Source organism: Streptomyces solitudinis, assembly GCF_036323765.1.
GTDB lineage: Bacteria > Actinomycetota > Actinomycetes > Streptomycetales > Streptomycetaceae > Streptomyces.
In genome coordinates, this window is the sequence record NZ_JAZDCW010000012.1 from 110,879 (window position 1) to 122,675 (window position 11,797).

The following is an 11,797-nucleotide window of genomic DNA, read 5'->3' on the forward strand; positions in this document are numbered from 1 at the left end:
TTCTCACCGATAACCGCTGTACCGATGTTCCCCGAGGCCGAAGTACCACCTGATCGTCGAGGCGCACAGCGCCCGCTCGCGGCAATCGCCACCGACGGCAACCGCAACGGCGTCACCCAACTGATCTCGCTGATCCAGGCCGTCCCGCCGAGCTGAGGCAAGCGCGGCCAGCCACTGCACCGCCCAGGTATCTGTACCGACCGCGGCTATGACCATGAGGTCTGCCGGGTCAAGGTCCGCCGGTTCCAGGTCACCCCGCACCTCGCCCGGCGCGGCACCGGGTACGGCTCCGGCCTGGGCGTGTACCGCTGGGTCGTGGAAGGAGCGATCGTGTTGCTGCACTGGTTCCGCCGCCTGCGTATCCGCTGGGAAGTCCGCGACGACATCCACCCCGCGTTCGTCCTCCTTGGCTTGCGCCGTCATCTGCTGGCGACGACTGCGCACCGCACTCTGCGGGGAGTAAGGGCGGGCGATCGCCCCCAGGGCATGGCCTGCTCGATGCATCAGAACGCATACGTGGCAGTCGGCCCCGCGCAGCCTCACATCCGGGATCTCAGCACGTCGACCTCACAGCCCGGTGCGAAGGGGTCGAAGCCGTGCTCGGTCAGCCAGCGAACTGCCAGCAGGCTTCGCAACGACCACCACGCGTGGATCACGTCGAGGTCGATGTCGGTGCCATAGCCGACGATGACGTCGTCGAGGTGCTCCTCGTGTCCGAGCGTGAAGGTGGCGAGGTCGTACAGGGCATCGCCCTGGCCCGCCTCGGACCAGTCGATGATGCCGGTGACCTCGTCGCCGTCGACGAAGACGTGCGCGATCTGCAGGTCGCCGTGTGTGAACGCCAAAGTCCACGGCCGGAGCGCGGCCTCGGCGACCTGGCGGTTGCGGGTGACCAGGTCAGCAGGCAAAACACCGTTCGTCACGAGCAACTCGCACTCGTCGTCGAGTTCCGCCGCTAGCGCGACGATGCTCCGGCCGGCCTGGCCCGGCCGGGGCGGCAGGGGTGCTTCGTGCAGCTTCCGGATGGCGGCGCCCGCCGCGGTCCACGCCGCCGGCGACCCGGTCGACGGCCCGCCGAGGCGCCCCAGCGTCGTCCCCGGGAGTGCGGCGATCGCGAGCACGGGCGGCTTGCGCCACAGGACCTGCGGGGTCGGGACCGGCGCGAGGGACATCGCTTCGACCTCGACGTCGATGCGCGCCTGATCGGCGTCCACCTTCAGGAACACGTCACCGACGCGCAGCGTCGCGCGCTCGGAATGGGCGACGACGACTTTGACCTCATCCATGGGCGACCACTATCCCGGGGGTGATCGCCGACGTCGCCGGGTTTATCGCCTGCGATGAAGCGGCTGACCGCGTGCCGCTACCCGGCGGCCTCGTGCACGGCATCTACCTCTGACCAGGTCCCACCACTTTCTTCAGGAGTCCTAAGGGTCCGCCTCGGGCAGTCCCTGTCCTTGCCCGAGAGCGGGCCTGTAGTCCGGGAGCCGCAGCGTTCAGAGCGAACAGCAGCAGCCGTACCTCTGCCAGGTGTCCCGTATCACCTGCAGGATCCGCTGCTGTGTGGCCGCCTTCGTTGGGCATGGCGGTCGACGTTGTTGAGGAAGGGCTGACCGGGGGCCTGGTTGGTCGAGTCCGCGTCTGCGGCGGGGTGGGGGCTCATGTACGTGAGGTCAATGAGCGCCGATCCTGGGAGCGATGCTCATTGACCTCACGTACATGAGTGCTGGTTTCCCGAAGTGGTTCAGGTCGCCCGGCGCAGGGGGACGACTACGTCCTCGCCGGTGCTCTTCTCGCTGAGCCGGTAGTAGCTGATGTGTGCGAGCCGCTCGGATTCCTCGAGCCATCCGGCTTCGACGACCTGGCGCCGGGTGCGGGAGAACACGGTCGGGGACATGCCGACGAGCTTGGCGAGGTTGGCGCCGGTCTCGATGACGGCGCCGGCGCGGTCGGTGGGGTGCATTGCGTAGAGCATGACGACCAGGCGCTGGTTGGCGGTCATGCCAGCGGTGCGGTGGAGGACGTCGAGGAGCTTTCGCTTGTCGTCGTTGTTCACTGGGCCTCCCACCGCGCAGGGGTCGTGTTGTCGAAGCCGGGGATGTCCGGCGGGTTGCACGTCTTGATCGCTTCCCGCTGTTCGATCCCGGTGCCGTGAAAGGCAATGTACGGGCTGATCCGGTAGAGCCTGTAGTTGCCGATCCGCCCGCGCTCGACCAGGATGCGTCGCTTGAGTAGTTTCCGGTTGATCTTGCCGACGGCGTCGGCCGTCATGCCGACCTTCTTGGCGATGTCGGCGCCGGTTGCCCTCAGGGGTGCCATGCCCTGGGGAGAGACTCCGATCCACCACAGCACCAGGTACTTCTGGCTCGGGGTGAACTCCTTGCTCTCGGTGATCGCTGCGACTCTGGCCTTGTCGACCTGGATGTGCTCGCCGGAGAAGGCGTAGGGCGCATAGGGGATGGCCTCGCCCGTGTCCGCATCAACGAGTCTGCGTACTGCTCCCAACGGGCCCTCCGTAGCTGGGCATTGCCTCGACGTGCATGAGCGGCGGCTCTCAGGCCGACCAGATGAACTTAACGTACATGAGCGTGGAGTTCATGGACTCCGTCTTCAGGGGCGTGTTGCTCAACCAGGTGTCGATCCCCTCTTCGGTGCCTGGCGCGGTCACGGCACCGGAGCTGATGAACCTGACGTCAATCTGGTCAGGTCCTGCAGCCGGGGTGATGGTTCGCTGGACATGGGTGTCCGGTTCCGCAGAGCAGCCTGCCCTGTTCTGTGAAACCGGATGCACGATGGTGGGCACTGGGTAGCAGATCGCCAGAACCCGATGCAAAAGGGCATTTTCGCAGGTCAGGCCACTTCTAGGGGTCTGTGCTCTCTTAAGCGGGGACCAGGCTGTCTCACCTGCAGCCGCCCCGCTCACACGCGCCGTGCCTTCAGGAAGGCGCGCAAGGCACGGTCAGCGTGTCCCTGCGGCGCTTTACATCCGTACCCCTGCCACTGGTCGACGAAGCCTTCACCCTTGCCTACCTCAGCCGACGAAAGCACGCCACGACGCGAGGGCAGTGGACGGAGCACCCGTCACGTGTGTCCCCGTCACCTCGTGCCGGCCCCGGCCACACCTCTTTCCAGCACCCTCACCAAGGCCGCAGTCGCCCGGCCACCCCGAGGGCCCCGGCGGTACCCCGGAGGCCCCCAGGGGCCGAGGGGGTACCGGCCCCTGGGCGTTAAGAGCCCGAGGTCAACCATCTCCTGTGGGTCGAGGCAGCGGCTGGCCGGCATCCCGAGTGATGGAGGCGGCACGACTTGGACGAAGGGCAAAACCGCTGTGTGGGCCAGCCCGGCAGCACAGCTCCTCCCAGCACGGTGCCCGGACCGTCGTCCACGACCAGACCCACCAGGAAGTGGTGACCGCGTGCTCGTTTCGCGTGGTGTCGCGGCGAACGACCTCGTAGCAGTCTTCGTCCAGGACGGCCACTGAGGCGAACCACTCAGGGCTGTCATCGTCTGGCTGGACGACCACGAGGTGTTGTCGGAGTGGTTGAGGTCGCTGATCATCATGAACAGCGCGTCCTCAGACGCGTCGTCGATGCGGTCGCCGTTCTTGCTGTCGGCGCCGTAGTTCCGAGCCCCCATTCCTTCCGTTCTCCCTCGCTCCGTTCAACCTGGCCGCGGGCATGGCATGCGTAGCCGGTATCTCCGGCAGGTCACAGCCATTCGCCGGTCGCGGCAATCAGGACAGTGGCCTCGAAGCGGACCACGAGTATCTCGAACCGTGTGGCCACCACCCGAGTGCTTTTAAGCCGGTTGCTCCCGCACTCGACCGCCTGCCGGGCCTTGTAGCCGCCGCGGTCGAGAGCCGGAGGCCGTCCGCCCGTGTTTCCACGTCGCTTGCGGTTGCGGCCTGGTCAGCCAGGCTCGGGGACGGTGCAGGGGATCCCCCGCTTCCGCAGGTAGGCCCGGTTGGCGCGTGATGAAGACGCCTTGTCGCCGCGCACCCGCAGCGGCCGGCCACAGGGGCGGCCCGTCCCGATGCGAGACTCGGATGGCTTCCAGTACGGCGGCGAGCTGAAGACTGTCGCCGAGCTGTCCGGCCGTGACCAGCAGGGACAGAGGTCGTTGGCCCTGTTCAGGCCAGATGGATCTTGGAGGTGAAACCACCTCGGGACCGGCCTAGAAGGAAGGCGAAGGACTCAAACAAGCAGTGCTCGCCCTTGCCCGGTGCCGCGCCAACGTTCTGTGGGCCGTGACCTGGGACAGCGTTCCCTTCCATGCTGCGCCAGCGTGCACGACGCGCAGCTGAGCGCTATTCCTCAGCGGGCAGCGGCAGCAAGCTGCCGCTCCAGCGTCCCTCGCCCTTCCTGGCCGGCGTCACTCGTAGCCCGAAGGCATCCTCGGCGAGAGCCAGGACGCCGTACAGCGGAGCCGGCGCCCCTGGGATGAGCCCGAGGGGACGCATGAACGCTTCGAGCCGGTGGGGGTCAAGGCCAGTCGGCTCGATCGGCTGCAGGGTGTGGAAGTCGACGACGATGCCCCCTTCGACCGCGTACTTGAACCAGTGCATCGGCTTCTCGTTGCAGTGGAGCGCGACCGCCTCCGTCCCTCGCGAGACCCTGGACAGGACTCCCCCGTCCAGCCCATGACTGCCGCCCTGCTCCCATGCCCAGGCCCACACGCCGTCGACCCCGGTCGTAGCCACCGGCTCGTCCTCGTCAAGCAGGGTGTCACCGAACTCCTCCTCCAGGTCCAGCAGGCTGCGGAGGGCCAGCGTCTCGGTGTCCACCCCCATGCGGGTCAGCAACTCCGCAGGAGACAAGCCTTTGGCGAAGGTAAGCGTGTAGAGGGGCATGTCCGCGCGAAGAACATCCAGACCATGAGCTGCATCGGCACCCGTCATGCCCGGACTCTGGCACGCCTCACTGACAGATCGAGCACTGACCAACCCCACCCTCGCCCTGACAACGGGATCGGGAAGTCCGCGCACCTCAGCATCCGGGCCCGGCGCTGCTGCGCGGGACGTGGCTGCTGGCTATCCGTCGTAGCTCAGGTGAGCGGTACAGGCGACTCCGCCTGCGCCCGTCGCCGGGACCGGCGCGAGAACGGGCATACCGGCGAGTCGCAGGTGGGCGGCGATGACGGTGAGTTCGGACATGGCCATGCCGTGGTGGACGTCGCGCAGGGCCTGTTCCAGGACTGTGTCCGCCGCCGGGTGGACGGTCCAGGCGGTGACGGTGGCAGCGCCGCCGTGGGGTGGGGTGACGCAGACGCCGACCGAGGTGAGAGTCAGAATCTGTCCGGGCAGGGTGCCGAGGTCGGCACGGTCCACCGGGCATACCGCCGACCGGGCCACCCATCGGCCTGGGTGCTGAGCGGCGGCTGGCAGGGCAGCGCGGCCGTAGTCCAGCCACAGGATCACCTGGCCGTTGCCATCCGGCCCCCGGTCCTCAACACCCGGCAGGCAGGGGTCAGGCCGGTGCGGCGGGAAGACCTGCTCACCGCGGTAGGTGTACCACTCCCCCACCTCATGCAACGCAAGCGTCGCCAGGGCGTAGTGCGCCTGGGCCACAGCCAGCGCCGACACATGCCCGTCATCGAGTCCAGCCGCACACGCGGCGATGAGCTGGTCGTCGGCCCACATATCGAACCAGCGGAAGGTGCTCACCGTGCGGTGGCGATCGGTGACGTCAGGCGCCGTGAACTGCACGCGAGCGGTGAACGCGGACGGCTCAAGCTCAGGTGCACACCGCGGTGCTCGTAGGTGATGGCGGAAAGCAGTCCGGCCAGGCGGTCACCGTGCTCATCGACCGCCCGCCGCCGACAGGCCCGGCACAACAACTCCTCAGCCGTAGCGCCCGGCCGGCCGCACAGGCAGGGCTTCAGATTCCTGGCCATCGGCGGCAGATACGGAACCAAGCAAGGCAGCACCACCACACCAGCACCCGGGCACAGCACGGGACTGCGGAGCACGGAGAGAACTCCCCCTTCCGCAGTCACCCGCCAACACTCCCATTCTGCCCGACACCAGGGGACACCACCGCGGCGGTCCCGAGCCAGCACCTCAACTCGGATGGCGGCAGGCCGGCGCCTCCCAGGCTCGCGGAGAGTCCGGGCCCAGGGCGACCGGCCGCCTCAGCCGACGGACACAGCCGGTATCAGCCAACCGGGAACGAGCTGGCGTCTGAGTGCAGGCCAGCGCGCCTTGCCTGCACTCAGGCACCAGCTCATGAAACGCGCCCGGCCAGCTCGACGACATCACGAGGTCGAACTCAGCTGGTCATTCACGTCCAGCCGCCAGAAGTGGCTCAGTCGAGCCAGATCAGCATGGCGTGACCGGTGCATGCGGCACCTTGGAAGAAGTCTGTCAGCGGAGCAAACAGGTCACGGGCCCACTCCAGTGACGTGGGCGAGTCCCAGACCTGGGGGTAGACCTCGGCTTCGGTGAGTTCGGAGGGATCGACACCCTGGATGAGTTGGTCATACGTCGTCTGGTGCAAGCTGGGTCAGCCGCCAGCCGGACCCGAGCCGGAGTCAGGTATCGCGGTGGTCCATAGCCCCAGTCGTCGTCGGCGAGGGGTTGCTCGCCGTGGACGATATCGACAGGGAAGGCCGAGCGTCGCAGGAGAAAGCCGAACAGGTCCCATGTCTTGTGCGTGGTGAAATGCCGCGCCTCCTTCGGCGCTGGCTGATGCCCCTCCTGCGCGTCCTGAATCTCCTCGGCGAGGGCCAGGGCCCACTCGGGATCCTTGAGGGCCCGATCCAGTTCCGCAGGCGCGACACGCAGGTACTCCCCGTTCATGCTCATGGGCGGCAGCATACGGAGCGTGCCTGACAGTGGGGCTGGACCCCGGGCGCCGCAGGTCACTCCGTGCGTCGGGGCTTGGTTCCCTTCTGGTGGTGGACTGACCGGGCGTATGCCTTGCCGGTGACGAGGACTGCCCGAGTTCAGGGCGGGGTGCCGGTCACTGCTTCTTCGAGCCGGGCAGCCGGCCGGGGCCTGGGCGGGATCGGTGCGTCGGCCGGGGAGCCGCCGCACCACCGCGATCCGGCGCACGTCCCGGAGACGCCCGCCCCGGTCGTCGCTGAGGCTCTGAGCTACCACCGGGTTACCACGGCCAAGCTGGGCCTCCGAAACCGGAAGCATGGAGCCGATACGCCTCTAGCCTCGCGCTTTCATGAAGCGGGCTGTCCGGCAGGCGGTCAGTTAAGCGAAAAGTGCCTCTGACCAGCGAGAATGAGGATTGCTGAGGTCCTTGTTCCCGCTCCTGTCGGAGGCACTTTCCAGGTGAAGCAGCCTACCGGGTCCTACCCCCATGTCCGTGTCCAGGATGACGGCCGGGCCGTGGTCTGTCAGGCCGGGTCGGTCCTGCTGGTCGAAACAGTCCGCAAGACCGGTCTGGATCAGGCGATATCGCAGGTGCTGGCTCCGTGGCGCAAACCGCGGGCCGTCCATGACCCGGGCAAGGTCCTGCTGGACGTCGCGCTGGCGGTGGCGCTGGGCGGGGACTGCCTCGCGGACGTCGCGATGCTGCGGGCCGAGCCTGCTGTCGCCGACGAGGTCCTCGCCCGCCACGAACCCCTGATCTGCCAGGCGCGGGTCAGGGCGCTTGCCAGGCGCTGGCGCGGCAGCCGCTGGAGGGGCTGCGGGTCCGGTGGGTCCGGCGGTTCGGTCGGTGATGGAAGTTTGCTGGCCGGGCGTCGTGGCCGGCTCCGCTTCGTGATCGTGCGGTCGATGTCCTGCGGGGGGTACTTCTTGCGCAGCCGGTCCGCGCTCCGCTCCAGGATGACTGCGAGTTCGTCGAGTGGTTTGCCCTCCGAGCGCTGGCGCACGACGAGCGTCGCGATCACGTCTTCGAGGAGGGCGTGGAGGCCGGCGGCTTTCTGGAGCAGTTCTTCCGTCGAAGCGTTCTCGCTGCTGGCCCGGTCCAGAAAGTCCTCGGACCGCACGATGGCATCCTCGGCCATGCCGCGGACGGCTTCGGTGCAGCGGGCGGCGCGGGCGGGGTCGGCCGTGGGAGTGGAGCGGGCCGCCCGGCCGGACGCGGACCGGGGGTTGTGAGGGGAACGGGGTGACACCGGTACCTCTTTTGGGGTGCCGGGGCGGGTATCTATGCCCGCCCACGAGGAAGGGGTTCGAGGAGATGCGCTGCGGCCGGGCGGTCAGGAGGCTGTCCTCGCCGCCCGGCTTGTCGCGTCAGCGACGGCGGAATCGGTGATGGATCAGCACAGATCCGTGCGAGGCCGCGAGACAGAGCATCAGGCAGGGCAGCACCCGGGGCGGAAAAGAGACCGGCAGGAGGAGGAACGGCAGAGAAATCAGCACGATGAGCATGCTTGCGCGGGCCGTGACAACCGTGGCATGCCACCGCAGGGTTTGAACCCACGGCAGTGAGCCGCTCAGTGTCGAGGTGTCCACGATCAGGGTGGGAGGCCCTTCCTGAACTCCTCCGGATACGGAGACTTGCGTCCCACCTGGACATCCCTCTCTGGGCCATCAAGATCCATTGTCAGGGTGTCCACTCCAGAGGATCAGCCTCACCAAGCGAATTTTCCGTAGAAGCAGACACCTCTGGCATTCGTCCGGTAACGAACCCCTGCTCTCCCGAGGGCCGATGTGACACTGAGGGCAGCCCTCCGGGGCCAGCCGGTTGCCGGAGCCAGAGGACAGGAGACCCCTGTGCCGAAACGCCCTCGCCAGCCCAACGACTCGCTCGCACAGTTGCTGGCCGAAGCGGGCATGAGTTCTGCCGAACTGGCTCGCAGCGTCAACCGTCTCGCGGCCGCGCAAGGAGTGGTGCTGCGGTACGACCGCACCTCGGTGGCGCACTGGCTGGCCGGTTCCCGCCCCCGGGCCTTCGTCGCCCAGTTGGTGGCGGAGGTATTCACACGTGGAACCCGCCGTCTGATCGGAGTGGCGGAGACGGGACTGACACAGGGCTCGGATACCGCAGACCCTACGGGTGAGCCTGTGTCACAGGTCCCCCTTCACGACCTCGTCGCTCTGGCCCGGACCGATGCCGAGCCGGTGCGCCGGTCGGGGTTGCAGTCCTACGTCTTCCGCGAGCGCGGCCTCCCGGACATCCACGTCGCTCGTACGGCGGCCTCCGTGAGCCGCAGCGGCTCGGGGGCGAAGGCCGGCGCCGCCGATGTGGACAGGATCCGTTTCGTCGTCGACCAGTTCTACGCCAACTGGTCACGGTTCGGCGGCGCTCACGCCCGCGGCGCGTTGGCGTCCTACCTCGGTGATGACGTAGCGCGCCTGCTGGCGCAGCCAACGCCGCGGAACATCCGCCCGGCTCTCATTTCGGCGACCGCGCAACTCGCCCACATCCTGGGAGGTATGTCCGCGGACGCCGGCTTCCAAGGTCTTGCCCAGCGCTACTACTTTCTCGCACTCAGTACCGCGTCGGAGGCCGGAGACCGAAGGACACGTGCGATCACGCTCCGGGCGATGAGCGTGCAAGCGGTTCGGATGCACGCGCCGCGCTACGCGGACGATCTCGCCGACGCGGCGGTCACCACCGTCGGCCGATCGAAGGACGGGAACTTACGGGCGTTCGTTCTCGCCCAACGGGCCTATGTACGGAGCTTTTCGGGGGAACGCCGCGCCCCTTGCCGGGATCTCCGCGCAGCTGAGCAGGTGCGGGGGCAGACAAGCTCCGGAGAAGGGCCCTTCCACCGCTACCCGGCGGCCGGACTGGCCTATCGCACGGGACAGACTCTCTATCGGCTCGGGCTCACGCGGCCGGCCCTGGATGCCCTGCGGTCCGCGGCCGACCACCGTCTCGGTCACGAGCACCGTCTGCGGGCGCAGAGCCAAGCACGGCTGGCCCTGGTCCTGCTGGACCAGGGCCACGTCGACGAAGCCTGCGTCCACGGCCGGCTGTTCGTCAGCGAGTACCCGGCTCTGCGGTCCCACCGGTCCTCTCTGCTACTCCAGGAGTTACAAGCGCGGCTCACGCAATTCCAGCGGCTTCCCGAGGCGGCCGATCTCGTTAGGACGCTTTTGGCTCTCAACGTGCCTTGGGTGCCCGCCCAGCGGTGACCCGCCGGTGGCGGGGACACACAGCCGGTGCCCCGCAGGGCTGTTCCTCTGTACAGCGGTCGGGACGCGCACCGGCCCCGAGGCCGGATTCCTCGGTTCGGGGCGCGCGCCGCGTGAGGGCGGCGACATGATCGAACAATGGGTCGTTCATGGTGTCACTGTCGGCTGGGGCGCATGTGTCGGCACGGCGTGGGCGTCCGTCCGAGTGAGCCGCCCTGCGGGCAGTAGCGAGGCGTGTCGCTGGTTTCCACGTGTTCAACACGTTCACGCTTTCGCGCACCCGGCGAGGTGTGCCCCACGCGGGTCTGGATACTCGGAATAAGAGGGGCGCAGAAGCGGCCTTTCGGCTGCCGCCGGTCGTCGCCGGAATACCACTCTCCGCGTCACCCCGTGGCGGGGTCGCGCGAGTGGCCACCGCTGACCGGGGCCGCGCCCGGTGCGTTTCTCGTCCGAATGGAGATGCACATGTCGATCGATTTGTCCCACTTCAGTTTCAGCAACCCGGAACTCTTCGTCGATCCGTACCCCATCTATCAGAAGATCAGGGAACGGGATCCGTTTCACCATTCGCAGATGTACGGCGGCTCATGGATCCTCTTCCAGTACGAGGATGCCGCCGCACTGTTGCGCAGCGACAAGCTAACCAACAACAGAGCGCTTCTGCCCATCCTGGCGTTACCGGAAAGTCAAAGGGATGAATTCTCGGGTTTCGTGGACTTCCTGCGGACCTGGACGGCCTTCCATGAGGGTGATGAGCACATGCTTCGGCGCCGGCGGATGGACGAGGTGTTCCGCGCCCTGACGCCGGCCGTCGTCGGGCACGCCGTCGAAGAGATCGCCGACGATCTGATCGACCGGTGGAGCAGTAGGAGCCGGGTCGACCTGGTCGCTGACTACGCCCAGCCGTTACCTGCCTTGCTGCTCACTCGCCTGATGGGCGCCCCGGAAGGTGATCATGAAAAGCTCAGTGAGTGGGCGGACGCCATCGCTTACCTTTTCGGCACGAGTGACCTCGACGCCGATGACGTTCGGCGGGCCCGCGACAGCGCCGATGCACTGATGTCCTACCTGCGGCAACTGGCCTCCGACATGTCGAGGTTACCCGAGTCGAGCATCTTGGGCGGTCTGCTGGCAGGCGGAGGGTCGGGCTTCGATTTCAGCACAGCGGAGGCATGCGCTCAGTGTGTGCTTCTGCTGTTCGCCGGGCTGGAGCCGTCCCGTCACCTCATCGGCAGCGCTGTCCTCGCCCTGGAGAAGTTTCCCGAGCAGCGGACGCTGCTCGACGAAGATCCACACCTGTGGCCCTCCGCCGTGGAGGAGTTCCTGAGGTTCGACCCGCCCGTGCAGTACATCGGACGCCTCGCGGCCGAGTCCTTCCGGTATCAGGGCCATCGCATCCACAAGGGGCAGGCGGTACTGCCCCTCGTGGGATCGGCGAATCGCGACCCGAAAAACTACCGTGAGCCGGACGTCCTCGATGTGCGTCGGCGGGTGAAGAATCTGTCGATGGGTACTGGCATACACCGTTGCATCGGAGCCGGAATGGTTCGCGTGCAGACATCGGTCGCTCTGCGCAGATTGATGGACCGCAAACAGGGCCTGCGTGTCTGTGCTGACACCCCGCCTGTCTGGAATTCGTACGTGGGCTTCCACGGTCTGAAGACACTCATGGTCACGACCTGACCGTGAATCGCAGACAGGTCGACGAACCGGATGTGTGCGGCCAATACACGCCCGCCGACGATGAAGAAAAAC

General features: G+C 67.3%; 11 protein-coding genes and 4 pseudogenes. 4 read left to right on the forward strand and 11 right to left on the reverse strand.

Features of this window, described 5'->3' with window-relative positions:
- Positions 1 to 3 precede the first annotated feature (3 nt).
- The 4 genes from V1J52_RS24375 to V1J52_RS24390 all read right to left on the reverse strand — a co-directional run bounded on the left by V1J52_RS24375 (position 4) and on the right by V1J52_RS24390 (position 2,505).
- Complete coding sequence (locus V1J52_RS24375) at positions 4 to 504, reverse strand: hypothetical protein (protein WP_330142123.1); 501 nt, start codon at positions 502 to 504, stop codon at positions 4 to 6.
- 35 nt (positions 505 to 539) lie between these two features.
- Complete coding sequence (locus tag V1J52_RS24380; protein WP_330142124.1) at positions 540 to 1,286, reverse strand: phosphotransferase family protein; 747 nt, start codon at positions 1,284 to 1,286, stop codon at positions 540 to 542.
- A 458-nt stretch (positions 1,287 to 1,744) separates the two neighbouring features.
- Entirely contained in the window at positions 1,745 to 2,056 is a 312-nt protein-coding gene (locus V1J52_RS24385; protein WP_142197592.1) for a replication initiation protein, RepL2, read from the reverse strand.
- A complete protein-coding gene (locus tag V1J52_RS24390) occupies positions 2,053 to 2,505 on the reverse strand; it encodes a MarR family transcriptional regulator (RefSeq protein WP_330142125.1) in 453 nt (150 codons plus the stop codon). Before V1J52_RS24390 ends, V1J52_RS24385 begins: the two co-directional genes overlap by 4 nt.
- 83 nt (positions 2,506 to 2,588) lie before the next feature.
- Here V1J52_RS24390 and V1J52_RS24395 point away from each other — a divergent pair, with 83 nt between their 5' ends.
- Positions 2,589 to 2,810 (forward strand): hypothetical protein, encoded by a 222-nt coding sequence (locus V1J52_RS24395; RefSeq protein ID WP_330142126.1) that lies wholly within the window; start codon positions 2,589 to 2,591, stop codon positions 2,808 to 2,810.
- Positions 2,811 to 3,400: 590 nt separating this feature from the next.
- Here V1J52_RS24395 and V1J52_RS24400 read toward each other — a convergent pair.
- From V1J52_RS24400 to V1J52_RS24420, 6 genes and pseudogenes are all read right to left on the reverse strand, one after another.
- Positions 3,401 to 3,636, reverse strand: a pseudogene (locus V1J52_RS24400) (hypothetical protein); the annotation flags it as partial.
- Positions 3,637 to 3,707: 71 nt separating this feature from the next.
- A pseudogene (locus V1J52_RS26205) lies at positions 3,708 to 4,177 on the reverse strand (transposase); the annotation flags it as partial.
- 129 nt (positions 4,178 to 4,306) lie between these two features.
- On the reverse strand, positions 4,307 to 4,897 hold the full coding sequence (locus V1J52_RS24405) for a DUF6461 domain-containing protein (RefSeq protein ID WP_330142127.1): 591 nt from the start codon (positions 4,895 to 4,897) through the stop codon (positions 4,307 to 4,309).
- Positions 4,898 to 5,029: 132 nt separating this feature from the next.
- Positions 5,030 to 5,704 (reverse strand): hypothetical protein, encoded by a 675-nt coding sequence (locus V1J52_RS24410; protein WP_330142128.1) that lies wholly within the window; start codon positions 5,702 to 5,704, stop codon positions 5,030 to 5,032.
- Between the two features lie 598 nt (positions 5,705 to 6,302).
- On the reverse strand, positions 6,303 to 6,494 hold the full coding sequence (locus tag V1J52_RS24415) for a DUF1877 family protein (RefSeq protein ID WP_330142129.1): 192 nt from the start codon (positions 6,492 to 6,494) through the stop codon (positions 6,303 to 6,305).
- Between the two features lie 68 nt (positions 6,495 to 6,562).
- Positions 6,563 to 7,141: pseudogene (locus V1J52_RS24420) on the reverse strand (DUF1877 family protein); the annotation flags it as partial.
- A gap of 141 nt (positions 7,142 to 7,282) precedes the next feature.
- Here V1J52_RS24420 and V1J52_RS24425 point away from each other — a divergent pair.
- A pseudogene (locus V1J52_RS24425) lies at positions 7,283 to 7,543 on the forward strand (transposase); the annotation flags it as partial.
- Positions 7,544 to 8,191: 648 nt separating this feature from the next.
- Here the strand turns inward: V1J52_RS24425 and V1J52_RS24430 are convergent.
- Entirely contained in the window at positions 8,192 to 8,413 is a 222-nt protein-coding gene (locus V1J52_RS24430) for a hypothetical protein (RefSeq protein WP_330142130.1), read from the reverse strand.
- Positions 8,414 to 8,674: 261 nt separating this feature from the next.
- On the opposite strand from V1J52_RS24430, the gene V1J52_RS24435 reads away from it, so the two are divergent.
- Together V1J52_RS24435 and V1J52_RS24440 are read left to right on the forward strand one after the other, a co-directional pair.
- Positions 8,675 to 10,042: an NsdA family TPR-like regulatory protein gene (locus tag V1J52_RS24435; RefSeq protein ID WP_330142131.1), complete on the forward strand. Its 1,368-nt coding sequence runs from the start codon at positions 8,675 to 8,677 to the stop codon at positions 10,040 to 10,042.
- A gap of 465 nt (positions 10,043 to 10,507) precedes the next feature.
- Positions 10,508 to 11,725, forward strand: coding sequence for a cytochrome P450 (locus V1J52_RS24440; protein ID WP_330142132.1), 1,218 nt, complete (start codon positions 10,508 to 10,510; stop codon positions 11,723 to 11,725).
- Positions 11,726 to 11,797: the final 72 nt, after the last annotated feature.